23 protein-coding genes and 1 riboswitch are annotated in these 22,051 nt (G+C 72.6%); of the genes, 16 read left to right on the top strand and 7 right to left on the bottom strand.

Annotated elements, in window-relative coordinates; translation table 11 throughout:
• Positions 1-9: 9 nt before the first annotated feature.
• Complete coding sequence (locus JAO84_RS17185; RefSeq protein ID WP_370413681.1) at positions 10-471, top strand: hypothetical protein; 462 nt, start codon at positions 10-12, stop codon at positions 469-471.
• Here the strand turns inward: JAO84_RS17185 and JAO84_RS17180 are convergent.
• Positions 449-2,131, bottom strand: a complete 1,683-nt coding sequence (locus JAO84_RS17180) for an ABC-F family ATP-binding cassette domain-containing protein (protein WP_370413680.1) — start codon at positions 2,129-2,131, stop codon at positions 449-451. The two genes, JAO84_RS17185 and JAO84_RS17180, sit on opposite strands and share 23 nt — an antisense overlap.
• A gap of 157 nt (positions 2,132-2,288) precedes the next feature.
• Positions 2,289-2,636 carry a DoxX family protein gene (locus JAO84_RS17175; protein ID WP_370413679.1) on the bottom strand — a complete coding sequence of 116 codons (348 nt, stop codon included), beginning with the start codon at positions 2,634-2,636 and terminating at the stop codon, positions 2,289-2,291.
• Between the two features lie 109 nt (positions 2,637-2,745).
• Here JAO84_RS17175 and JAO84_RS17170 point away from each other — a divergent pair, with 109 nt between their 5' ends.
• The 3 genes from JAO84_RS17170 (at position 2,746) to JAO84_RS17160 (ending at position 4,653) form a co-directional block, all read left to right on the top strand.
• On the top strand, positions 2,746-3,189 hold the full coding sequence (locus JAO84_RS17170) for a MarR family winged helix-turn-helix transcriptional regulator (RefSeq protein ID WP_370413678.1): 444 nt from the start codon (positions 2,746-2,748) through the stop codon (positions 3,187-3,189).
• 109 nt (positions 3,190-3,298) lie between these two features.
• Positions 3,299-4,294, top strand: a complete 996-nt coding sequence (locus JAO84_RS17165; RefSeq protein WP_370413677.1) for a hypothetical protein — start codon at positions 3,299-3,301, stop codon at positions 4,292-4,294.
• 2 nt (positions 4,295-4,296) lie between these two features.
• Entirely contained in the window at positions 4,297-4,653 is a 357-nt protein-coding gene (locus tag JAO84_RS17160; RefSeq protein WP_370413676.1) for a GntR family transcriptional regulator, read from the top strand.
• A 15-nt stretch (positions 4,654-4,668) separates the two neighbouring features.
• Here JAO84_RS17160 and JAO84_RS17155 read toward each other — a convergent pair whose 3' ends face one another.
• Entirely contained in the window at positions 4,669-5,241 is a 573-nt protein-coding gene (locus JAO84_RS17155) for a histidine phosphatase family protein (protein ID WP_370413675.1), read from the bottom strand.
• Positions 5,242-5,304: 63 nt separating this feature from the next.
• A riboswitch (cobalamin riboswitch) is annotated at positions 5,305-5,444 on the top strand.
• Between the two features lie 35 nt (positions 5,445-5,479).
• Here JAO84_RS17155 and JAO84_RS17150 point away from each other — a divergent pair.
• Together JAO84_RS17150 and JAO84_RS17145 are read left to right on the top strand one after the other, a co-directional pair.
• Positions 5,480-5,707, top strand: coding sequence for a CbtB-domain containing protein (locus JAO84_RS17150; protein ID WP_370413674.1), 228 nt, complete (start codon positions 5,480-5,482; stop codon positions 5,705-5,707).
• 20 nt (positions 5,708-5,727) lie between these two features.
• Entirely contained in the window at positions 5,728-6,591 is an 864-nt protein-coding gene (locus JAO84_RS17145; RefSeq protein WP_370413673.1) for a CbtA family protein, read from the top strand.
• Between the two features lie 84 nt (positions 6,592-6,675).
• On the opposite strand, the gene JAO84_RS17140 is transcribed toward JAO84_RS17145, so the two are convergent.
• Positions 6,676-7,668, bottom strand: coding sequence for a D-2-hydroxyacid dehydrogenase family protein (locus JAO84_RS17140; protein ID WP_370413672.1), 993 nt, complete (start codon positions 7,666-7,668; stop codon positions 6,676-6,678).
• A gap of 206 nt (positions 7,669-7,874) precedes the next feature.
• Here JAO84_RS17140 and JAO84_RS17135 point away from each other — a divergent pair, with 206 nt between their 5' ends.
• From JAO84_RS17135 to JAO84_RS17115, 5 genes are all read left to right on the top strand, one after another.
• The gene (locus JAO84_RS17135; protein ID WP_370413671.1) at positions 7,875-9,350 is read left to right on the top strand and encodes an APC family permease; all 1,476 of its coding nucleotides are present in this window, start codon (positions 7,875-7,877) and stop codon (positions 9,348-9,350) included.
• Between the two features lie 14 nt (positions 9,351-9,364).
• Positions 9,365-9,805, top strand: a complete 441-nt coding sequence (locus JAO84_RS17130) for a hypothetical protein (RefSeq protein WP_370413670.1) — start codon at positions 9,365-9,367, stop codon at positions 9,803-9,805.
• Positions 9,802-11,163, top strand: coding sequence for a hypothetical protein (locus tag JAO84_RS17125; RefSeq protein ID WP_370413669.1), 1,362 nt, complete (start codon positions 9,802-9,804; stop codon positions 11,161-11,163). The genes JAO84_RS17130 and JAO84_RS17125 overlap by 4 nt, the downstream gene beginning before the upstream one ends.
• A gap of 309 nt (positions 11,164-11,472) precedes the next feature.
• Positions 11,473-12,720: a Shedu anti-phage system protein SduA domain-containing protein gene (locus tag JAO84_RS17120; RefSeq protein WP_370413668.1), complete on the top strand. Its 1,248-nt coding sequence runs from the start codon at positions 11,473-11,475 to the stop codon at positions 12,718-12,720.
• Positions 12,717-13,028, top strand: a complete 312-nt coding sequence (locus JAO84_RS17115; RefSeq protein ID WP_370413667.1) for a hypothetical protein — start codon at positions 12,717-12,719, stop codon at positions 13,026-13,028. Before JAO84_RS17120 ends, JAO84_RS17115 begins: the two co-directional genes overlap by 4 nt.
• A gap of 37 nt (positions 13,029-13,065) precedes the next feature.
• On the opposite strand, the gene JAO84_RS17110 is transcribed toward JAO84_RS17115, so the two are convergent.
• The 3 genes from JAO84_RS17110 to JAO84_RS17100 form a co-directional block, all read right to left on the bottom strand.
• Positions 13,066-14,304, bottom strand: a complete 1,239-nt coding sequence (locus JAO84_RS17110) for an NAD(P)/FAD-dependent oxidoreductase (protein ID WP_370413666.1) — start codon at positions 14,302-14,304, stop codon at positions 13,066-13,068.
• Between the two features lie 123 nt (positions 14,305-14,427).
• A complete protein-coding gene (locus JAO84_RS17105) occupies positions 14,428-15,372 on the bottom strand; it encodes a sigma-70 family RNA polymerase sigma factor (RefSeq protein WP_370413665.1) in 945 nt (314 codons plus the stop codon).
• Positions 15,373-15,423: 51 nt separating this feature from the next.
• Complete coding sequence (locus JAO84_RS17100) at positions 15,424-15,837, bottom strand: hypothetical protein (protein ID WP_370413664.1); 414 nt, start codon at positions 15,835-15,837, stop codon at positions 15,424-15,426.
• Positions 15,838-16,147: 310 nt separating this feature from the next.
• On the opposite strand from JAO84_RS17100, the gene JAO84_RS17095 reads away from it, so the two are divergent.
• The 5 genes from JAO84_RS17095 to JAO84_RS17075 all read left to right on the top strand — a co-directional run bounded on the left by JAO84_RS17095 (position 16,148) and on the right by JAO84_RS17075 (position 22,035).
• Positions 16,148-16,597, top strand: a complete 450-nt coding sequence (locus JAO84_RS17095; protein WP_265865132.1) for a hypothetical protein — start codon at positions 16,148-16,150, stop codon at positions 16,595-16,597.
• A 108-nt stretch (positions 16,598-16,705) separates the two neighbouring features.
• Positions 16,706-17,278, top strand: coding sequence for a toxin (locus JAO84_RS17090; protein WP_370416787.1), 573 nt, complete (start codon positions 16,706-16,708; stop codon positions 17,276-17,278).
• Positions 17,279-17,334: 56 nt separating this feature from the next.
• Complete coding sequence (locus tag JAO84_RS17085; RefSeq protein ID WP_370413663.1) at positions 17,335-18,690, top strand: MAB_1171c family putative transporter; 1,356 nt, start codon at positions 17,335-17,337, stop codon at positions 18,688-18,690.
• 59 nt (positions 18,691-18,749) lie between these two features.
• Positions 18,750-19,256 (top strand): hypothetical protein, encoded by a 507-nt coding sequence (locus tag JAO84_RS17080; protein ID WP_370416786.1) that lies wholly within the window; start codon positions 18,750-18,752, stop codon positions 19,254-19,256.
• Positions 19,257-19,593: 337 nt separating this feature from the next.
• Complete coding sequence (locus tag JAO84_RS17075; protein WP_370413662.1) at positions 19,594-22,035, top strand: endonuclease/exonuclease/phosphatase family protein; 2,442 nt, start codon at positions 19,594-19,596, stop codon at positions 22,033-22,035.
• Positions 22,036-22,051 lie beyond the last annotated feature (16 nt).

Genomic DNA, 22,051 nt, shown 5'->3' with positions numbered 1-22,051 from the left:
GTGGTGGGCATGCGTGCCCGCGGAGCGGTGGCGGTGTCGGTGGTGCTCGGACTGAGCCTGGCCCTGGGGGCCTGCTCGGGCTCGGGGCCGGACGAGGACGGGGACGACAAGGGCCGGAAGAAGCCGGGCGCGACGAGCACGGCGACGCCCACGGCCCCGCCGACCCCGTCCGCGACCCCCTCCGAGGAGCCCTCGGCGAAGCCCACCGGCGCGCCGCCCTCGCCCACCCGGACCCCGCCGACCATCGGCCGCTCGGCGAAGCCGTACCCGACGGGCAGGACGAAGGTGACGAAGAAGACGGCGGCGGTGGAGCCGCAGAACCCCTACGCCGGCCCGAACCCGCCGCCGGCGCCGCCCCGTCCGTCGCCGACGCCCGAGGTGCCCGTGACGACCGGGCCGCCGGAGCCGGTCATGGTTGTCACGATCACCCCGCCCCCGCAGCCGGTGTTCACGCCGGACACGGTGCGCTGACCCCGCCGACCCCGACCTCGCCGACCCCGCTGTGCCACGGCGCCAGGTCGAGCCGCCGGCCCCGGAACCCGGCCCGCAGCCGCCGGTCGTGGCTGACCACGACCAGGGTGCCGGAGTAGCCCGCGAGGGCCGCGTCCAGCTCCTCCACCAGTCCGGGCGACAGATGGTTGGTGGGCTCGTCGAGCAGCAGCAGGTCGGCCGGCCGGGTCACCAGCCGGGCCAGTTCGAGCCGCCGGCGCTGTCCGGCGGACAGCGCGCGGACCGGCATCGTGAGGTCCCGGGCGGTGAACAGACCGAGCGCGAGCAGTTCCGCCTCACGGCCGGTGCCGCCGAACGCCTCGGCCACCGTGCGCGGGTCCCCGGCTCCCGCCGTGTCCTGCCGCAGCAGCCCGATCCGGTCCGGCCCGGCGGTGATCGCCACCGTGCCGGCGTCGGGGGCGAGTTCGCCCGCGAGCAGCCGCAGCAGGGTGCTCTTCCCCGCCCCGTTGGGGCCGGTGACCAGCAGCCGCTCGCCCGGCACGAGCCGCAGGGCGTCCAGCCGGAGCCGGCCCTCCACCCGTACGTCCGCGAGCGCGAGCCCGGCCGGCTCGCCCTCGATGCGGGCGGCGAACCGCAGCGGCTCGGGCGGCCTCGGCACCGGATGCTCGGCGAGCTCCTGGAGCCGGGTGCGGGCGACCCGGATCCGGACCGTGGCGCCATGGGTACGGGAGCGGGCCCGGAAGGCACCCGCGCCGCTGAAGCCGCGCGGCCCCTTGCGGGGGATCGCGGCCAGCCGCCCGCTGTTGGTCTCGGCGACGGCCGCGTGGCGCACGGTCTCGGCCCGCCACTCCTCGTACTCCTGCTCGCGGCGCGCCCGGTCGGCGGCCCGCCCGGCGAGATAGCCCGGGTACCCGTTGCCGTACCGCCGGACCGTACGGGTCTCGTGGTCGACCTCCAGGACCGCGGTGGTGACCCGGTCGAGGAAGGCGCGGTCGTGGGTGACCGCGACCACGGTGCCGCGGTGGCGCCGCAGCCGCTCCTCCAGCCAGGCCACGGCCTCGTCGTCGAGGTCGTTCGTCGGCTCGTCGAGCAGCAGCAGCTCGGGGTCCGAGGCGAGCACCCCGGCGAGCGCGAGGCGGGAGTGCCGCCCGCCGGAGAGGGTGCCGAGGGCCCGGTCACGGGCGAGCGGTGCGCGTTCGCCGAGCCGCCGCAGCACGGTCTCCACCCGCCGGTCGGCGTCCGCGCCGCCGCGCGCCTCGTAGGCGGCGAGGAGTGCGGCGTACGCGTCGAGGTCGCCGTCGGACGAGCCGGATGAGCTGGACGAGCCGGATGAGCCGGTTCCGAGGGCGGCCTCGGCCTCGCGGATGCGCCGCTCCAGCTCCCGTACGTCGGCGAGGGCGCGGTCGATCGCGTCCCCGACGGTGGCGGTGCCGGGCAGGTCCAGGGTCTGGGCGAGGTGCCCGACGCCGCCGGGGGACTCGACGGTGACGGTGCCGCTGTCGGGGGCCTCCAGGCCGGCGAGCAGCCGCAGGAGGGTGGACTTGCCGGAGCCGTTGTCCCCGACGACGCCGACGCGTTCGCCGGCGCGGACGGTGAGGGTGACCCGGTCGAGGACGAGCCGGTCGTGGACGTCCCGGTCGTCGTAGCGCTTGGTGACGTCGGTGAGTTGGGCACGGAACAAGGGCGACCTCCCGGGGCTTGGCGACAGGGCAGGTCACGGGACGGGCCCGGCGCGGATGGCAATACGCGACGTCTCGTCTCGTGATGTGCCCCACCGTACGGCAGCCCGGACGGGCGTGCAAGACGGTCCGTCTCGTCTTGTGGGGAGGGGGAGGGGATCAGGCGGAGGCTATGCGCAACACCAGCGCGGCCACCGCGAGCAGCGTGAGCACGACGACCGGCGCCACGTTGAAGTCCTTCACGCGCAGGTGGGAGGTCACCGCACCGATGAAGTAGAGCGCCAGGCCCACCGCGGCGGCCGCGCCGAGCGCCGGGACGAACAGACCCACGAGCAGGCCGAGCGCGCCGGCCGCCTTCGCCGTCGCGAGCCAGGGCAGCCAGGAGTCCGGCACGCCCACCTTCTCCATGCTGCTCACGACCTGCGGATTGCGGGTGAAGGTGAGAAAGGCGGAGGCGGTGGACGCGAGCGCGAGCAGCGCGGCGACGACGACGTAACCGATGAACATGGTGGTGCTCCAACGATGATGCGGGGACGATGATCCAGCTTCGAAAACCATTGAACAGTAACAATGATTCCCGTCGCTCCACAATGGAGCCGCTGTTACGGTGGACGACATGGCAGATGCGCACCCCGACGACCGCCTCGGCTTCCTCCTCTCCTTCCGTGGGGAGCTCACCGGCGCGCGCATCCGCGCCGCGCTCGCCGTCGACGGCCTGCACCCGCGCAACGCCATGACCCTGATGCGGCTCGCCCCCGGCGCCACCAGTCAGCGCGAACTGGCCGCCGCGATGGAGGTCGACCCCAGCCAACTGGTCGCGATACTCAATGAGTTGGAGTCCGCCGAGCTGTGCGAGCGGCGCCGCGACCCGGCCGACCGCCGACGACACATCGTGGAGATCACCCCGGCCGGCCGGGAGGCCCTGGAGCGCATCGACGAGGCGGTGAGCGCGGCCGAGCGCGAGCTCTTCGGCGACCTCAGCGCCACCGAACAGGCCCTGCTGCGGGGCCTGCTCGACCGGGTGGTCGTGGATCCGGCCGCCCATGAGTGTGGCGAGTAGTCGCCACCCACACCTTCCCCGGACGGTCTCGCCCCTCCTCCTCGGGGAGGAGTGTGCCCCGAAAGTTGTTCTAGTAAAGTGCTAACAACTAGAACCGAGGGAGGGTCTCGTGAACCGTCTTCGCGCGCTCGCCGCCGCGCCGTTCGTCCTCGCACTCGCCGCCCATCTGCTGCTGCTCGCCCTCTGGCACGACCGGCTGCCCGACCCGCTCGCCACCCACTTCTCCGCCATCGACGGCGGCCGCGCCGACGGCTTCACCGGCCTCGCCGCCTACACCGCCATCAGCTCCGGCCTGCTCCTCCTGCTCGGCGCCGGCTGGGTCGCGTTCGTCCGCCGCTCCGCGCTCTGGGGCGCCTGGGCCACCGCCGGCTTCACCGGCGGCCTGCTCGACCTGCTGCTCCGCGACAACCTCGACGCCGCCGACGCGGCCGAGGTCAGCACCCCGCTCGCCGTGTTCACCGTCGCCGCCGCCATCGGCGCCCTCGCCGGGCTCACCGGCGTGGCCCTCACCCGCCTGCCCCGCCTCGTACCGCCCGAGCCCGTCGTCCCGGTCCCGCCCGTCCGGGCGCCCCGCCTCGACCTCGGCGCGCACGAGCTCGCCGGCTGGTCGCGCGCCGCCACCTCGACGGCCGGCACCGCGTTCGGCGCCGTCTTCGTGGTCGCCGGCGCGGGCGCGCTGTTCCCCGCGGTCCTTGTCACGCCCTGGCCGTACGCCCTGATCGCCGCGGTCGGCCTGGTCATCGGCGTGCCCGGGGTGGCCCTCTCCCGGGTCCGGGTCGGCGTCGACCGGCGCGGCCTGACCGTCACCCCCGCGCTGCTCCCCCGCCCCCGGATCCGCATCCCGCTCGACGAGGTCGCCTCGGCCACCGTCCACGACGTGCGGGCCGTCGCCGAGTTCGGCGGCTGGGGCTACCGCACCCGGCCGCGCCGCTCGGCCCTGCTGCTGCGCTCCGGCGAGGCCCTGTCCGTACGCCGCACCAACGGCTTCGAGTTCCTGGTCACCGTCGCCGACGCCGAGACCGCGGCGGCGCTGCTCAACACCCTCGCCGCGCGGGGATCCGGGAGCGGGTCCGGCGCGCACACCCCTCCCGGTGAGAGGATCTGACCGTGCTCTTCCGGGTCGACCCCGCCTCCGCCGTACCGCTCGGCGACCAGATCGCCGCCTGCGTCCGCGGCGCCCTCGCCGACGGCAGCGCCGCGCCCGGCGAACGCCTGCCCGCCGCCCGGGAGTTGGCCGACTCCCTCGGCGTCAACGTGCACACCGTGCTGCGCGGCTACCAGCGCCTGCGCGAGGAGGGCCTGATCGAACTGCGCCGCGGCCGCGGTGCCGTCATCGTCCCCGGCGCCCAGGCCCCCGACCGCGCCCAGTTCGTCGAACGCCTTCGCGCCCTCGTCGCCGAGGCCCGCCAACTGGGCGTGACGGACGAGGAGTTCCTGGAGCTGGCGCGTACGAGCCTGAGCTGACCGGGGCGACGCGGCTCAGCCGACCGGGGCTCCGAGCTGCAGGTTCCACCGTCCGGCGCGCCCGCTCAGCGTCGTACGGGACAACGGGCGCACGTCGAGCCGCCAGAAGACCTCCTCCGGCGCGCCGAGCGCGTGCGCCACGGCCGCCCGGATCACATCCGGCTCGGCGACGGCCCACACGTCCCGCTCCCCCTGGCCCAGGCCCTTCAGCCCCTCCAGCCACTCCGCGACCCGGGCGCGCAGCTCCCGCAGCGACTCGCCGCCGTGCGGGGCCGCGCCCGGGTCGGTGAGCCAGGCGGCCACCGACTCCGGCTCCTCGGCGGTGAGTTCGTCGAGCCGCCGGCCCCGCCACCGGCCCATCGCGCAGCCCGCGAGCGCCGGCTCCACCTCGTACGCGTCCGACAGGCCCAGCGCCTCCGCCGTCGCCCGGCAGCGCCCGGACGGCGAGCTCACCACCCGTACCCTCGGCGCGAGGCACAACGGATGTACTCCTGTCGGCGGCAGCTCCACCGGCCCCGCGTCGTCGAACCTGGCCTCGCGCAGGGCCGCGTTCATGGCGGGCGCGATCAGGGAGACCCGTACGGTCATGGGTGATTCATCCCTCACTTCGCCGTCCCGGGAACCATGCGCTCTTGGCGCGGAGTGGTCGGCGCGGTACGGTCAGTCGACATTTCCACAGAACGACGACGGCGAGACGGAAGTCCGGTGCAAGTCCGGCACGGTCGCGCCACTGTGAGCCGCCCCGAGCCCCGGGGTGGTGAGTCAGACCCGACGACCGTCGTCGCGCACCACCGTATGGGACGCGAGTTCCCGAGGAGGTACCACCATGGCCGAGGCCATCGCGTCGCCCGCCGTCACGTCCACCCCTGCCGTCGCTCCGGTCTCGCTGCCGGTCCGCGCCGTGCTGCCGTGGGCGCTGTTCGCCGGCGTCCTGATGCTCGTCGCGCTCTACTTCGTCGGTGCCGAGCAGGGGGCGACCTCCCTGTTCGCGGGCAGCGACGTGCACGAGTGGGTCCACGACGGGCGTCACCTGCTCGGTTTCCCCTGCCACTGATCCGAGGGGCTTCCGGGCACATGTCAGTCACCACCACACCCACGGGTGCGCCTTCCGGCTCGCTCGTGGGCAGACTTCTGCTCCGCGGCATGCTCGCGGGCCTGATCGCCGGACTGTTCGCCTTCGGCGTCGCGTACGTCGCGGGTGAGCCGTCCGTCAACGCCTCGATCGCGGTCGAGGAGGCGGCGGCCGCGAAGGCGGAGCACGCCGGGCATGCCGAACACTCCGCCTCGGCACACGATCACGGCGCGAACGGCGCGGCCACCCAGGCCGACGCCGAGGACGCCGAGGAGGAGATCGTCAGCCGGGACCTCCAGTCCACGGCGGGTCTCGCCACCGGCGTCCTCGTCTACGGGGTCGCGCTCGGCGGCATCGCGTCGCTCGCGTTCTGCTTCGTCCTGGGACGGGTCGGCAGGTTCACCGCGAAGGCCACGGCCGCGCTCGTCGCGGCGGCGGCCTTCACCACGGTCTATCTGGTGCCGTTCCTCAAGTACCCGGCGACCCCGCCGGCGGTCGGCAACCCGGACACCATCGGGAAGCGCACCACGCTGTTCTTCCTGATGATCCTGCTGAGCGTGCTGCTCGGCATCGCCGCGGTCATCGCGGGCCGCCGGCTCGCCCCGCGCCTCGGCAACTGGAACGCGACGGTCGTCGCGGGCGCCGGCTTCGTCGCCGCGGTCGCGATCGCCTGCGCCTTCCTGCCCGCCAACACGGACGCGGTGCAGGCCGACTTCCCGGCCGCCGTGCTGTGGGACTTCCGGCTCGCGACCCTCGGCATCCAGGCGGGCCTGTGGGCGGTCTTCGGGCTCGCCTTCGGGCTCCTCGCGGAGCGTCTGCTCGCCCCGAAGCCGGCCCCGGAAGCGGTTCCGGCCCCGGCCGCCTGAGTTCTCGTACGTTCTCGTACGTTCTCGTACGCGCCACTCGTCGGCCCCGTACACCGCGCCTGGTGTACGGGGCCGACGCGCGTCCTACCCCAGTTCCCGCACCGGCTTCCCGGCCAGCCACGCCTCGACGTCCTCCACCGCCTGCCCGAAGTAGCGGCCGTAGTTTCCGCGGGTCACATACCCCAGGTGCGGCAGCGCCAGCACGTTCGGCAGGGTGCGCAGGGGGTCGTCGGTGGGCAGCGGCTCCGTCTCGTACACGTCCAGACCGGCCCCCGCGATCCACCCCTCGCGCAGAGCGCGGAGCAGCGCGGCCTCGTCGACGAGCCCGGCGCGCGAGGTGTTCACGAGGTACGCGTCGGGGCGCATCGCGCGCAGTTCCGCCTCGCCGATCAGCCCGCGGGTGCGGTCGGAGAGCACCAGGTGCAGCGAGGCCACGTCGGCGGCGGCGAGCAGGTCGGTGAGGCTCGCGGCGCGCCGTACGCCGTGCGCGGCGGCCCGCTCGTCGTCGAGGTGCGGGCTCCAGGCGACTACGTCCATGCCGAAGGCGAGGCCGATCCGGGCCACCCGGCCGCCGATCTTGCCGAGGCCGACCAGGCCGAGCGTGCGGCCCGCGAGGTCGAGGCCGACGGTGGACTGCCAGGGCCCGCCGGCCCGTATCGCGGCGCTCTCCGTGTGCACCTGCCGGGCCAGGCCCAGGATGAGCGCCCAGGTCAGCTCGGTGGGCGGCTCGGAGGCGCTGGCCGTGCCGCAGACGGTGATCCCGCGGGCGCGGGCGGCGGCCAGGTCGATCGAGGCGTTGCGCATGCCCGAGGTGACGATCAGCCGCAGCCGGGGGAGCCGGGCGAGGAGGTCGGCGCCGAGCGGGGTGCGCTCGCGCATCACGACGAGGATCTCGCAGTCCTCGACGGCGACGACGAGCCCGTCGGGGTCGGCGAGCGGGTCGATGTGCTCGCGCAGCGCGCGGACCTCGACCCGTCCGTCGAGCGGGCTCCAGTCGGCGGAGGCGAGGGCGACGCCCTGGAAGTCGTCGAGGATCGCGCAGCGGGGCAGGACCGTGGTCGGGGCGTCGGGATTCATGCACGACATGATCGCGTACGGGTACGGGGTGGCGGGCGTCGATCGTAGAGCCGCCCCGGGCCTTCCGCGCGCCGAGCTGCGGCAGGCGAGTGAGCGTCTCCCCGGAGGTCCCCCAGAGGTAGTTGCCGATGCGACAAACCCACACCTCCCCCACAGAATCGGGATGATCCGCCGATCACGGGGGACGGGGAGAGGGAGCCGCGCAGATGAGTTCCATGGACGTACCCGCCGAGGTGCCGCGCCAGGTGAGCCAACGGCCTGCCGCCGCCGACCGCAGGCCCGCCACCCCCACCATGACGTGGGTGACGCTCGCCCTGATGACCACCGCCTCGGTGGCCAGCCTCCGGGCCGCGCCCACCATGGCCGTGTACGGCCTCGCGTGCGTCTTCCTCTACCTCGTACCGGCGATCGTCTTCCTCCTCCCGACCGCGCTGGTCTCCGCCGAGCTCGCCTCGGGCTGGAGCGGCGGCGTGTACCGCTGGGTCGCGGAGGGCCTGTCGAAGCCGCTCGGCTTCCTCGCCGTGTGGTGCCAGTTCGCGATGACGATCTTCTACTATCCGAGCCTGCTCGCCTTCGTGGCGTCGACCATCGCGTACGTCATCGATCCGTCGCTCGCCGCCAACGGCCTGTACACGGCGATCGTCATCATGGTCCTGTACTGGACCGGTGTGTGGGTGTCCTCGCACGGCACCAAGACGCTTGCCGGACTGTCCAGTTGGGGTCTGGTCATCGGCACGCTCGTCCCCGGCACGATCCTCGTCGTGCTCGGCATGGTCTTCCTGGCGCAGGGCAACCCGTCCGCCGCGCCCATGACCGCCGACCATCTGCTGCCGCAGTGGACCGGGCTCGCCAGCCTGGTCCTGATCGTCAACAACTTCCTCTCCTACTCCGGCATGGAGATGAACGCGGTCCACGTCTCCTCGCTCAAGAACCCGGCGAAGGAGTACCCGAAGTCGATGTTCCTGGCGGTGGGGCTCGTCCTGCTGATCTTCATCCTGCCCGCGCTCGCCATCAGCTGGGTCGTGCCGGCCGACAAGCTCAGCCTCACGGCGGGCGTGATGCAGGCGTTCCAGGCCTTCTTCGCGTACTTCGGCGTGGGCTGGATGACCCCGATCGCCGCCGTGATGCTGATCTCCGCCTCCCTCGCCGGCATGCTGACCTGGCTCGCCGGGCCGTCCAAGGGCCTCCTGGAGATCTCCCGCCAGGAGGGCTATCTGCCGCCGTTCCTGCAGAAGCTCAACAAGTACGGCATCCAGCAGAACATCCTCGTCACGCAGGGCGTCGTCACCTCGGTCATCGCCCTCGGGTACGCACTCATCCCGAACGTGTCGAGCGTCTACTGGATCTTCTCGACCATCACCACCCAGGTGTATCTGATCGTCTATCTGCTGATGTTCGCGGCGGCCATGCGGCTGCGGAAGACCCGGCCCGACCATCCGCGCGGCTATCGCGTCCCGGCCATCGGCGTGGTGTGCGTGACCGGACTGCTCGCCTCCGCCGCGGCGCTCGCCATCGGCTTCGTACCGCCCTCGCAGTTCGGCGGCGGCAGCGTCTGGTCGTACGTCCTGATCGTCGGCGGCGGTCTGGTGATCCTGGGGCTGTTGATCCCCTGGGCCTTCCTGAAGTTCCGCAAGCCGAGCTGGAGGCAGCCGGCCGCCGCGACGGAAGCACGGGAAGCGTAGGAGGGAGAGGCGTCATGAGTCCCACCGAGTTCGCCGCCCGGCACAAGTGGATCTACGCGGGCGCGGTCGTCATCCTGGTCGGCCTGGTCGTCACCGGGCTCATCCGCTACAGCACCGTCAAGCGGACCGGCGAGACCTCGAAGAAGGCCGACCAGCTGAGCGAGGCGCTGGTGAAGGCCGGCTACCCGGCCCCCGACAAGGACACCACCGAGCGGCTGCTCGGCACCGACGGCGGCCAGGTCTGCGAGGCACCCGGCAACGCCCTGAAGACCGCCCTCTACCAGATCCAGGCGCTCTCCAACGGCGCCACCGGCCCCGGCATGCGGCCGGTCATCGCCGACAGCAAGGCGGTGGAGGCGGAGCGGATCGTCCTCCAGGTCTACTGCCCCGACAAGCTCGACGAGTTCGACGACGCGGTCGACGACCTCAAGACGGATGAGACGGTACGCCGATGAGCACGCCCGACACCCCGGCCCCGGAGGGGTCCTCCTCGAACGGCGCGGACGAACTCGCGGCGCTGCGGGCTCGCATCGCGTCGCTGGAGGCAGCCGCCGCGACGCCCCCGCGCCCGCCCCACCACCGGGTCCGCTCGTTCTTCGCGGCGCTGCTGATCGTCATCGGCTGCGTCCTTGCCCCGCTCGGACTGGTGGCGGCGTGGACGGCGGACGAGATCGGGGACACCGACCGTTACGTCGCCACGGTCGCGCCGCTCGCCTCCGACGCCGACGTCCAGGCGGCGGTCGCCAACCGCGTCACCGACGCCGTCATGGAGCACATCGACCTCCAGTCCCTCCTCGAGGACGTCGCCCCCGCCGATCGCCCGCGGCTCACCAAGGCCCTGGGGAAGCTGGGCGATTCGCTGGAAGGCGCGGTGAAGAGCTTCGTCCACGAGAAGGCGCAGGACGTCGTCGCCTCCGACGCCTTCGAGACGGTGTGGACGGACGCCAACCGGGCCGTCCACACCTCCCTCGACCGGGCGCTGACCGGCAGCGACCAGGGCGCGGTGAAGATCAACGAGAACACCGTGACCCTCGACCTCGCGCCGATCGTGGAGCAGGTGAAGCAACGCCTGGTGGACGCCGGAATGGGCGTCGCGGCGAAGATCCCCGAGGTCCACACCAACTTCACCATCGTCAAGGCCGACGACATCGGCAAGGTCCGGACGCTCTTCAACCTGCTCCAGAAGATGGGCTTCTGGCTGCCGGTCCTCGCCGTCCTCTTCGTCGCCGGCGGCGTCCTCCTCGCCGTCCACCGCCGCCGCACCCTGATCGCCGCGGCCCTCGGCTTCGCGGTGGCCTCCCTGCTCCTCGGCATCGGCCTCACCGTCTTCCGCACGGTCTACCTCAACGCCCTCCCCTCCGGCGTCAACGCGGCCGCCGCCGGCTCCGTCTACGACATCCTGGTCCGCTACCTCCGCACCTCGATCCGCGTCTTCGTGGCCATCGGCCTGATCGTCGCCCTCGCCGCCTGGCTCTCCGGCCCCGGCCGCGCCGCCCGCCTGGTCCGCGGCCTCTGGCGCTCTGGCATCACGGCCACCCGCACCACCGCCGACCACGCGGGCATGCGCCTCGGCCCCGTCGGCCCCTTCGTCCACCGCCACTCCACCCTCCTCACCTGGCTCCTGGTCGCGGCCACCGTCGTCACCTACGTCCTCTGGTCCCACCCGACCGGCCTGGTGGTCGTGGCCCTGGCCCTGGCGTTCGTCTTCGCGCTGGCGGTGAAGGACTTCCTGGGGGAGGAGCCGGGAGAGACAGGGGCTGGAGCGGAAGACGGCGCGGATACGGAAGGGAGCCCGCCGGCGGCGGAAGCCTGAGGGCAGCCGTGGGCGGGCTGATCCGGCCGAGGACCGGCTGAGGCCGGCGACCCCGCAGGGCTCTTCTATTCCCGGACCTCGTGCCTTCGGACGCCCGGCTCAAGGACCCCCAACCGAATGAGACGCGACCGGATCCCACCCGACTGCCGCCCGAATGCCACCGACAGCCGATTCGTATCGGTGATTCCCTCTCGGTACATCTCAAGGAGCCGGTCCTCGTCCTCCGCCGTCCACGTGGACGGCCCGCCGGAGGCAGTCGGTGTCGTGGTCGCTGGTATGACCTTCCGATCCAGCCTGACACTCCTTGACATGGTGAGCGACGCGTACGAGCTCAGCGCGCATTCCAGCGTGCGGGAGCGGATCGACGTGGTGCGACGTGTCATGGGTCCGGTGCTCGGGGGTCAGGGCTATGGCAAGGGCCGGCCATTGGTCGATGCGCTGGAGGACGTGGCACAGGAGGCGGTGCTGTGCGGTGATTTCGGGCTGGCGCAGCGGTTTCAGGACTTCGCTGCGTACGCGGGCGGGACGATGTACTTACGGGTGCTGGCCGCCAAGTACGACGAGAAGGCACGGGCGCGCAGCGAGGCGTACGCGCGGCGGATGATCGGCCTCGGAGCCGAGCGGGCGGTCGCCGTGCTGGACGAGCTGTGCCGCTCCGATCCGGAGGCCACGGCCGCGGACGCACGGGAGCTGTTCCGTGGGGTGGCCCTGTCGTCGGAGCACGTGGCCGTCGGGGACGGGGAGGGCGGGGTCCGGCTTTCCGCGGAGGAGAGCGGTCAGCTCGTGGAGCTCGGACGCATGGAACTCGTCCTCAGGAATCTGCGGCGGTCGGCCTCCACCGAGGCGGCGCGGATGGTGGGTGGCTTCCTGGCGGACGCCGACGCGGGGCTGCTGGCCCAGTTGCTGGAGCTCAGGGCCCGGCAGGCCGGACTCGAGGCGCTTCGGGCGGTCGTGGACGATCCGGACAGCTCCGAGCACGCCCTCCATACGCGCCTCAAGAACCAGGAGTGGATCTTCGGCGGTGCGTACGTCACCGAGCTTGCGCGCCGCCAGTACACCCCGGACACCATCCTCGACATACCGCTGTTGCGCGGCGACGGCTCCCTGCACGTCGTGGAACTCAAGCGCGCCCGCATCACGGACCTGGTCATCCGCCGCAGCGGCCACCTCATGTTGGGCGCCTCCGCGCACCACGCCGTTTCCCAGGCGCAGAACTACCTCCGCGTCATGGACGAGAATCGCGCGGACATCCTTGCGCAGCACGGCGTCGACACCCGCAGGGCGTCGGCCACGGTGGTCATCGGGCATCCGAAGTACGTGACCGGGGCCGTCACCCGCCGCGAGATCGCGGAGACCTTGCGCACGTACAACGCACACGCATCGCGCGTCGAAGTGATCACGTACGAGACCCTGTTGGACTCCGCGGCCCGGATGCTGGCCCTCGCCTCGGCCCGCCAGGACCAGGACCAGAGCCAGGCCCAGAGCCGGGACCGGAGCCGGGACCGGGACCGGGACCGGGACCGGAATCGGGGCAGGAGCGAGGAGCCACCGGCATGACGATCAACCAACAGCTGGCCCGACTCTGCGGCGGCACCATCGCCGACGAGGACTACGTGGGCTACTTCCTCAACGAGCACGGCGAGGAACTCGTCTTCGCCCAGAGTCACGGGGACAAGAGCGGCCGGCTCTGGCACAGCGACATGGACTGGCAGATGTATCGCGTCGGCGACCACTCGATACGGGTCGGCGGTGTCATGGAGGGCGTGATCACCGTCGGCGACCTGATCGTCGACCAGGCGGAGGCGACCTGGCTGTCCTCCTGCCTGGCCGCCTCGCGCCATCTGCGCCGCCCCGTTCGCCGCTGAGTCCGAGTCAGTTGTCACTCTGCCCCCGCGCCGCTCCTCAGGCCGTCGCCGTTGCCGTCGCCGTCGCCAGAGCCGGGACGCCCTGGTGTACGACGTGGCGGCGGCGGGTCGGGAGGCCGGCGGTGGGGTTGGCGACGCCCCAGGCGGCGCCCTTGCAGATCAGCTCCTTGTAGAGGGCGGCGACGCGGCCGGTGAGGGCGCGGTCGACGGCGCGGTCGTCGGCGGTGACGAACTGGATCAGGCCCTCCTTGCGGCCGAGGGAGACGCACTGCTGGAAGTAGCGGATGGCGACCCGCGGGACCTTGGTGCCCGACAGGCGGGCGGCGATGGCGTCGGCGGCCTGCCAGGCCATGGGGACGCCCGAGGCGCAGGACATGCGCAGCGGCTTGCCGTTCGGGCCGATGGCCATGGCCGCGTCGCCCACCGCGTACACGTCCGGGTGGGACACCGAGCGCATGGTCCCGTCGACGACGATCTGGCCGCGGTCGGTGAGCTGAAGGGCGGTGGCCTCGGCGATCGGGCGGACGGCGAAGCCGGTGGTCCAGACGGTGACGTCGGCGGGGACGGCGGTGCCGTCGGCCGTGATCACCCGGTCGGCGGTCACCTCGGCGACGGCCGCGTGCTCGTGGACGGTGATGCCGAGCCCGTCGACCACCTTCCGCAGGTGGGCGCGGCCCTTGGCGGAGAGCCAGTCGCCGAGGACGCCGCGGGCGGCCAGGGCGACGTCGAGGTCGGGGCGGGCCTCGGCGATCTCGGTCGCGGCCTCCAGGCCGGTCAGGCCGCCGCCGACGACGACCACGGTCCGGCCGGCGCCGAGCGCGGCCAGGCGCTCGCGGAGCCGGAGCGCGCCGGGGCGGCCGGCGACCTCGTGGGCGTGGGTTGCGGCGCCGGGGACACCGCCGTCGTTCCAGCCGCTGCCGAGGGCGTAGACGAGGGTGTCGTACGGCAGCTCCGCCGGCCGCCCGTCGCCCTGGCCGTCCGTACCGGCGACGGAGACCGTCTTCCGGTCCACGTCCACCGCGGTGACGTGTCCGAGCCGCAGCTGGACGCCCGTACCCGCGAACATCTCGGCGAACGGCCGCGGCTTCAGGTCCTGCCCGGCCGCGACCTGGTGCAGCCGGACGCGCTCGACGAAGTCGGGCTCCGGGTTGACGAGGGTGATGGTGACGTCCTCGCGGTGCAGCCGCTTGGCGATGCGGCCGGCCGCGACGGCGCCGGTGTAGCCGGCGCCGAGAACGACGATGCGGTGCTGCTGCGTGGGCTGCGTGACCTGCATGTCCGTGCTCCTGTCTGGGCGGTTCCGCCGTGGTCCGGCGTGGTGTCGCCCCTTGAACCGGGCAGCCCCGCGTTTCCTGACAGGATTCGGATGTGACCCGTGTCACATTGATGGTGGGTGGGGTCAGAGGGTGTGGAGCGGCGCCTCGCCGTGCCCCTCCGCCGCCCAGCGCTCCGTCGCGCGGACCAGCTTGTCGGGGTTGACCTGGCTGCGCACCGCGACGATCCCGTCCGCGGCGACCTCCAGGCAGAGGAGCCCGACGACCCGCCCGTCCACGACCGCCAGGACGGCCGGCCCGCCGTTGGCGGTGATGGCGTAGATCTCGGACGTTCCGCCGACGATGGCCCGCTGGGCCGGGCCCCCCTTGAACAGACCGCGCAGGAAGGTGGCCACCGCGACCGCGCCCTCGAACGCCTTCGCCCGCGCCGGCACCTTGCCGCCGCCGTCGCCGACTGAGATCGCGTCCTGGGTGAGCAGTCGCAGCAGGGGCTCGGTGCGGCCGCTGGTCGCCGCCGCCAGGAACTCCTCCACGATCCGCCGGGCCGCGGCCTCGTCGATCTCGGTGCGCGCCCGGCCGTCCGCGATGTGCTTCTTCGCCCGGTGGTACGTCTGCTGGCTCGCGGCCTCGCTGATGTCGAGGATCTCGGCGATCTCCCGGTGCGAGTGGTCGAAGGCCTCCCGCAGCACGTACACGGCCCGCTCGCCCGGCGACAGCCGCTCCATGAGGACGAGCACGGCGTACGACACCGACTCGCGCTGCTCGGCCGTGTCGGCCGGCCCGAGCATCGGGTCGCCGGCGAGCAGCGGCTCGGGCAGCCACTGCCCGACGTACGTCTCGCGCCGGGCGCGCGCCGAAGTCAGCTGGTTGAGGCAGTAGTTGGTGAGCACCTTCGTCCACCACGCCTCGGGCACCTCGATCCGCCCGACCTCGGCCGCCTGCCACCGCAGGAACGTCTCCTGTACGGCGTCCTCGGCCTCGCCCGACGACCCGAGCAGCCGGTACGCGATGGCCTCCAACCGCGGCCGCGCCGCCTCGAACCGGTCCACGTCACTCGCGATCAGGGCCATGCGCCCATCCTAGGCGCGGCGCTGCTCCGACGGAGGGTCAGTTCTGCCGGGTCAGTTCTGCGGGATCAGTTCTGTCGGGTCAGTTCGGCGGGGTCCGGAGCCGCAGTCGGAAGTCCGGGCAGACGTCGGGGTCGACGTCGTCGTAGACGAAGGTCCGCTCGCCGTCGATGCCGATCGAGAGAAGGAGCCGGTGGGCCAGTTCTCCGCCGTCATGGTGCCGCCCTGCCCCGCCCCGGCCGTGCCGGCGAGGGTGAGGCGGACGCCCTCGGCCTCCAGGGACCCGTCGTAACTCCCGACGAGTTCGGCGGCCCCCGCCGTACTCGACGCCTCCGGCACACAGCGCTCGGGACCGACGCCCGAACCGCAGGCGGTGAGCGAGCCGACGAGAACGACCAGGGCGGCCAGCGCCGCCGGGGCCCGGTGGGCGCCGTGGGCCCTGCGGTCCAGGTGGGTTCGATGGTGCACAGGACTACTTTCCCTCGGCCGGAAGGCGCTCGGTCCAGGTGCGGCCGCGGGCCGGGGGAAGGCCGCCGCCCCCAGATGCGCCCTGTGGAGCGGCTCCTGACGGGCTGGCATACTGCACGGGTAGCCCTTCGTGCATCCCCCGTCGCGAAGGGCTACGCCTGTAAGTGCGGGTCCGCGCAGGGTGGTTCACACGGCCAGGGGACTCCCCTGTGGTCCCCTGGCCGTGTTTTTTGTAGTTAACAGTGACGTAGAGTGTTTACGCAAGCCCGGCACATGCGCCGGTGCGTGATGCGAACAGTGGGTAAACAGGATGGACATCGGCGGAGAACGCGCGCCCGAACTGCAATCGCTGCAGCAGAAGGTCGAGTACATGCTGGAGAAGACCTTCCCCGGCCAGAAGGTGTCCGGACGGACCTTCGCCGAGCTGGTCAGGGAGCGCGGCGGCGCCCTCTCCCACAGCTACTTCTCGAACATCCTGGCCGGCAAGGTCACCCAGCCCTCCGAGGAGATCCTCAAGGCGCTCGGCCTTGGCTTCGGCGTGGACTGGCGGTTCTTCAAGGAGGAGTCGGAGGTCGTGGGCGACGTGGTCGCCGGGCTCCAGTTCCTCGCCAAGCGCCGCACCGGCGAGATCAGCGGCGTCGCGGGCCGGGGGGTCGACGACGACGGGCTGCCGGCGGAGCTCCTGGAGTTCGCGCTGTCGCTGCTCGCGGACACCAAGGCCAAGCAGCAGCCCGACGGCGCGGCGGACGACCTGGCGTAGGGCGGGGAACCCGGGCACCGGCGGACGCGTCTTTCGTGTGTGCGATCGGCATTGGCTAAAATCGTCGAGCGCATGTCACACACGCGTGACGACGACCAAGAGGCCCCCATGTCCCTGCGCGAACTGCGCAAAGAGTGTGAAGCTGGACTGGCCGACCTGCCCATACCGGCCCCCTTCACCATCGACGGCCTGGTGGCCAACATGGAGGCGGCCCGCGGCCGGACCATCGTCCTCCAGGAGCTGCCCGAACGCCTGGCCCGCGTCAACGCGGCCTGCGGTCTGCGGCTGAAGTCCGGCACGACCAGTTACGTGCTCTACCGGCGCCGCCCCACCGCGTACCAGACCCAGCACGTGATCCTGCACGAGCTCTGCCACGAGTGGTTCGACCACGGCACCAGCCTCGACGCGGACCAATTGCGGGCGCTGCTCCCGGTGTTCGACACCTCGCTGATCAAGCGGGTGCTCTCCTCCGACACGGTCCAGGCCCGCGCCCAGTACGACACCCACGACGAGCGGGTCGCCGAGTTCGGCGCCTCCCTCATCCCGCGCATGGCCAGAGACGTGACCAGCGACGACATGGTCGGACGGCTCGCCAACTCGCTCTCCCGGCCCGTCGCGCACCGGCGCCGTGCGTTCTTCAGCGGCTCGTTCCTGCGCGACACGCTCTTCCGCCGCTCGTAGCGCCATCGCGGCAGTCACCCCCCCCACCCTCCCGTAGAAGACCCCGAGGAACCCACGTGACCGGACTCGACCTCGCCGGCTACCTCGTCGCCGGTCTGATGACCGCCGTCGCCCTGTGGCGCATGCCCGCCGCGCTCTGGGGTGACGAGGAGGACAAGCGCCGCCGCGCCCTGTGGGGCTGCTACGCGGGCTTCGCCGTCGCCCTGTGGACCAAGACCCAAGTGGTCCGAATAGGCCTCAACAACAGCTCCGTCGTGGACCTCGCGGTGCTGATCAAGCACTACACGTCCACCATCGCCATCCTGGCGATCCTCAGCTACATCGTCGCCATCTACGGCCACTTCCCGGCAGACGGGGAGATCCCGCGCCACGTGCGCTTCGCCCGGATCGTCCAGCGGGTGGCGGCCAAGGCCTCCGTGGCCACCCTGATCCTCCTCACCGTGCTCTTCTTCACGGTGGTGGACCGCTCCGTCCCCGCGGACCGGTTCGTGGCCGAACACGCCGGCCAGTGGGGCGCCACGCTCTACATGAGCGTCTTCTACCTGTACTTGGGCGCCGCGTCCGCCGTCTGCGCCTATCAGTGGGCCCTGGCCACGGCCGACGCCAAGGCGCTCCACCTCCGGGTGGGCCTCGGCATGATGACCTTCGCGATGTTCATCGGCGTCGGCTACACCCTCAGCCGCACCCTGTTCCTGTGGATCAGCGTGGCCGACCGGCCCAGCGAGGGCTTCGCGCTGGCCTTCGACGAGATCACCGAGGCCGCCCAGGTGGTCCTCTTCGCCTTCTTCGCGCTCGGCGCCTCCATCCCCGCCTTCAGCAAGGGCTGGCGGCGGGCCCGGTTGTGGCGGGCGCAGGCGGATCTGCATCCGCTCTGGCGCGAGCTGATGACGGCCTTCCCCGACCAGCCCTTCGCCCCGCCCGCCTCGCTCGCCCGCGAGCTGACCCGCTTCGGCACCCCCGCGGACCTGCGCGTCGACCGCTGGGCGGCCGACATCGCGGACGCCGTCGAGAAGCTGCGGCACTACGTCCCCGACGGCCTGCTCACCGCCGCCAAGGAGGCCGCCGAGGCCGAGGCCGCGGACCCCGGCAGGGCCGGCTCGCTCGCCGACGCCTACTGGATCAAGGCGGCCCTGGCCGCCAAGGCGGAGGGCGCGCCCGCCGGGAAGGCCGCCGCCTTCGAGACCAAGCCCGCCACCGACCAGGACGGCGAGGTCGCCTGGCTGGTACGGGTGGCCGCCGCGTACAAGGGCATCCCGGAGCAGCGGGCCCGCGCCGTCCTGCGGACCGGCCTCGGGGCGGGTCCGGAGTCCGGTACGGCTCCGGAGTCCGGTACGGGCCCGGGGTCCGGTACGGGTCCGGAGTCCGGTACGGGTTCCGGTCTGGCGTCGTCCGGTCTGGAGGCCGGCGCGTGAACCGGACCGCCCGCGTCGTCACCGACGTCCTCCAGCCCCGCAACGTCCTGCTCGCGGGCATGCTCGGGATCGGCCTCGCCGCCGCGTCCGGTCACTGGACCGGCCTGCTGTGGGGGCTGCTCGGCGCCCTGTGCGCCGGGCTGATCCCGGCCCGCTACATCGAATGGGAGCGCAAGCGCGGCACCTGGGGCGACCGCCACGTCGTCGACCGCACCCAGCGGGCGCCCATCTTCTTCGTCATCCTCGGCTCCATCGGCACCGGTTCGGTGGTCATGCTCCTGGGCGGGGCGCCCACGGCCATCCTGGTCGCGATGCTCGCCCTGTGGGTGATGACGATCGGGCTGCTCGCGGTGAACACCGTCTGGAAGATCTCGGTCGACGCCGCCGTCGCCTCGGCGGTGGTGGCCCTGCTCGCCGCCGTGCACTCGCCCTGGTGGCTGATCGCCTACGCGCTCACGGCCGCCGTCTGCTGGTCCCGGGTCGCACTGACGTACCACACGGTGGCCCAGACCGTGGCCGGCGCCTCGCTCGGCGCGTCCACCGCGGCCGCGTTCCTCCTCGTATAGCCCGGGCTCGAACTTGTACGGGTCGGGCTCGGCCTCGTAGCGCGCCCGAGCCCGTCTGCGTACGGCCCGGGCCCGCGCTCGTATAGGCCGCGCCCGACCCGTACAAGTTCGAGCCCGTCCTCGTACCGCGCTCGCGCCCGTCCTCGTAAGTTCACGTCCGAAGCCTTGTTACGCCATGTTCTACGCGCGTATCTTCGCCCCTGGATCCGCGTGAGACGCCCGAAGGCTCCCTCCGCCGCCACTTTGACGACCCCTCATGGACCCTCAGCGACCCCGGTTGCCGCGCCGGCGCGGCGACGGGGTCGGCCCCGTCCCGTCACGAAGGAGCTCCGCAACGGTGCCCAGCCCCAGCCCCATATCCACTCGCCGCCGCTCCCCCCGCCTGCTGCTGCGTGCCGCCCTGCCTGCCGCGGTCACCGCGTCCCTGGTGCTCGTCCCGCTGCCCGGCGCCCTCGCCGCCCCGTCGACGGGCGCGGTCATCGCGGAGGTGTACGGCGGTGGCGGCAACTCCGGCGCGACGCTGAAGAACGACTTCATCGAGCTCGCCAACCCGTCCGCGGCCGCCTTCGGCCTGGCCGGCTACAGCGTGCAGTACCTGCCGGGCAACCCGAGCGCCACCAGCAAGTGGGGCGTCACTCCGCTGACCGGTTCCGTGGCCCCCGGCGGCCGCTACCTGGTCGCCGAGGCGCCCGGCGCCGGCGGCACCGTGGAGCTGCCGGCCGCCGACGCCGCCGGCAACCTGGCCCTGTCCGCCACCACGGGCACCATCGCGCTGGTCAACGGCACCGACGCGCTGACCTGCAAGACCGCCGCGGACTGCGCCGCCGACCCCCGGGTCGTCGACCTGGTGGGCTTCGGCACCGCCGTGGTCCACGAGGGCTCCGCCGCCGCCCCGGGCGCCTCCAACACCGCCTCGGTGGCCCGCGCCGCGTCCCTCGCCGACACCGACGACAACGCCGCCGACCTCCAGGCCGGCGCGCCCACCCCCGTCAACGGCAAGGGCGAGTCCACCCCCGGCGGTGGCGGCGACGGCTCCGGCGGCGGCCCGACCGAGCCCGGTACGGTGCGGATCCACGACATCCAGGGCGCCACCCGCCTCTCGCCGCTGGCCGGCAAGACGGTCACGGGCGTCCCCGGCACCGTCACCGGCGTGCGGACGTACGGCTCCAAGGGCTTCTGGATGCAGGACCCCGACGCGGACGCCGACCCGGCCACCAGCGAGGGCGTGTTCGTCTTCACCGGCAGCGCCGCCCCCGCCGTCAAGGTCGGCGACGCGGTGCTCGTCACCGCCAAGGTCAGCGAGTACTACCCGAACAGCTCGGGCGGTTCGCAGTCCGTCACCGAGCTGACCGGCCCCAAGGTCACCGTGGTTTCCTCGGGCAACCCGGTGCCCGCGCCGGTCGTCCTCGACGGCACGAACATCCCCGCCGCGTACGCCCCCGAGGCGGCGGGCGGCTCGATCGAGTCCCTGCCGCTGCGCCCCGGAACGTACGCGCTCGACCTGTACGAGTCCCTCGAGGGCATGGACGTCCAGGTCGCCGACGTACCGGTGACCCAGGCCAGCAACGAGTACCACGAGCTGTGGGTGGACGCCCGCGAGCAGGACCCGCGCTCGTCCCGCGGCGGCGTCGTCTACCTCGGCTATGACCGGCCCAACTCCGGCCGCCTCATGGTCCAGTCGCTCGGAGCGGCAGCCGACTTCCCGGTCGCCGACGTCGGCGACCGGCTCACCGGCGCCACCGGCGGCCCGCTGGACTACACCTCGTTCGGCGGCTACTCCGTCGCGGCCACCCGCATCGGCGGCGTCGAGTCCGGCGGGCTGCAGCGGGAGGTCACCGCCTCCGGCCTGCCGAGCGAGCTGAAGATCGGCACGTACAACGTCGAGAACCTCGACCCGGGCGACCCGGACACGAAGTTCGCCGAGCTGGCGGCCGGCGTGGTCACCAACCTGCGCTCGCCCGACATCCTGGCCCTGGAGGAGATCCAGGACGACAACGGCCCGGTCAACGACGGCACGGTCTCGTCCGACGCCACCGTCGCCAAGTTCGTCGAGGCGATCAAGGCGGCCGGCGGCCCGGCGTACGACTGGCGCTCCGTCGACCCGGTGGACGGCAAGGACGGCGGCGAGCCCGGCGGCAACATCCGCCAGGTCTTCCTCTTCAACCCGGCCCGCGTCTCCTTCACCGACATCCCCGGCGGCGACGCCACCACCCCCGTGGACGTGACCGGCACCGGCAACCGCACCTCGCTGACCGCGTCCCCGGGCCGGATCGACCCGGGCAACGAGGCCTGGAACAGCAGCCGCAAGCCGCTGGTCGGCCAGTTCAAGTTCCACAACAAGCCGGTCTTCGTGATCGCCAACCACTTCAACAGCAAGGGCGGCGACCAGGGCCTCGACAGCCGCTTCCAGGCCCCGACCCGCAGCTCCGAGACCCAGCGCGCCAAGCAGGCCGCGGCCGAACAGGCCTTCGTCGCCAAGCTCCTGGCCGCCGACCCGCGCGCCCGGGTGGTCTCCCTCGGCGACTTCAACGACTACCAGTTCTCCCCCGCGCTCCAGACCCTCACCCAGGACGGCGTCCTGCGCGACCTGGTCAACGAACTCCCCGAGTCCGAGCGCTACTCCTACGTCTACCAGGGCAACTCCCAGGTCCTCGACCACATCCTGGTCAGCCCCGCCCTGAAGCCCCAGCACACCCACTACGACGTCGTCCACATCAACAGCGAATTCGCCACCCAGGCCTCCGACCACGACCCGCAGGTCGTCCGCATCAAGCCCTGACATCCCGGCAGGGCCG

It is taken from the genome of Streptomyces fradiae (genome assembly GCF_041270065.1).
In the GTDB taxonomy this organism is placed as follows: domain Bacteria; phylum Actinomycetota; class Actinomycetes; order Streptomycetales; family Streptomycetaceae; genus Streptomyces.
The sequence above is the reverse complement of the archived record's forward strand: the minus strand, read 5'-3'. Positions and strand labels throughout refer to the sequence as shown.

Bases quoted from the DNA above. Each gene is read 5' to 3' on its own strand.
- JAO84_RS17185 (WP_370413681.1), top strand. From the start codon at position 10: ATGCGTGCCCGCGGAGCGGTGGCGGTGTCGGTGGTGCTCGGACTGAGC.
- JAO84_RS17175 (WP_370413679.1), bottom strand. From the start codon at position 2,636: ATGTTCATCGGTTACGTCGTCGTCGCCGCGCTGCTCGCGCTCGCGTCC.
- JAO84_RS17170 (WP_370413678.1), top strand. From the start codon at position 2,746: ATGGCAGATGCGCACCCCGACGACCGCCTCGGCTTCCTCCTCTCCTTC.
- JAO84_RS17155 (WP_370413675.1), bottom strand. From the start codon at position 5,241: ATGACCGTACGGGTCTCCCTGATCGCGCCCGCCATGAACGCGGCCCTG.
- JAO84_RS17150 (WP_370413674.1), top strand. From the start codon at position 5,480: ATGGCCGAGGCCATCGCGTCGCCCGCCGTCACGTCCACCCCTGCCGTC.
- JAO84_RS17145 (WP_370413673.1), top strand. From the start codon at position 5,728: ATGTCAGTCACCACCACACCCACGGGTGCGCCTTCCGGCTCGCTCGTG.
- JAO84_RS17140 (WP_370413672.1), bottom strand. From the start codon at position 7,668: ATGAATCCCGACGCCCCGACCACGGTCCTGCCCCGCTGCGCGATCCTC.
- JAO84_RS17135 (WP_370413671.1), top strand. From the start codon at position 7,875: ATGAGTTCCATGGACGTACCCGCCGAGGTGCCGCGCCAGGTGAGCCAA.
- JAO84_RS17130 (WP_370413670.1), top strand. From the start codon at position 9,365: ATGAGTCCCACCGAGTTCGCCGCCCGGCACAAGTGGATCTACGCGGGC.
- JAO84_RS17125 (WP_370413669.1), top strand. From the start codon at position 9,802: ATGAGCACGCCCGACACCCCGGCCCCGGAGGGGTCCTCCTCGAACGGC.
- JAO84_RS17120 (WP_370413668.1), top strand. From the start codon at position 11,473: ATGGTGAGCGACGCGTACGAGCTCAGCGCGCATTCCAGCGTGCGGGAG.
- JAO84_RS17115 (WP_370413667.1), top strand. From the start codon at position 12,717: ATGACGATCAACCAACAGCTGGCCCGACTCTGCGGCGGCACCATCGCC.
- JAO84_RS17110 (WP_370413666.1), bottom strand. From the start codon at position 14,304: ATGCAGGTCACGCAGCCCACGCAGCAGCACCGCATCGTCGTTCTCGGC.
- JAO84_RS17105 (WP_370413665.1), bottom strand. From the start codon at position 15,372: ATGGCCCTGATCGCGAGTGACGTGGACCGGTTCGAGGCGGCGCGGCCG.
- JAO84_RS17095 (WP_265865132.1), top strand. From the start codon at position 16,148: ATGGACATCGGCGGAGAACGCGCGCCCGAACTGCAATCGCTGCAGCAG.
- JAO84_RS17090 (WP_370416787.1), top strand. From the start codon at position 16,706: ATGTCCCTGCGCGAACTGCGCAAAGAGTGTGAAGCTGGACTGGCCGAC.
- JAO84_RS17080 (WP_370416786.1), top strand. From the start codon at position 18,750: ATGCTCGGGATCGGCCTCGCCGCCGCGTCCGGTCACTGGACCGGCCTG.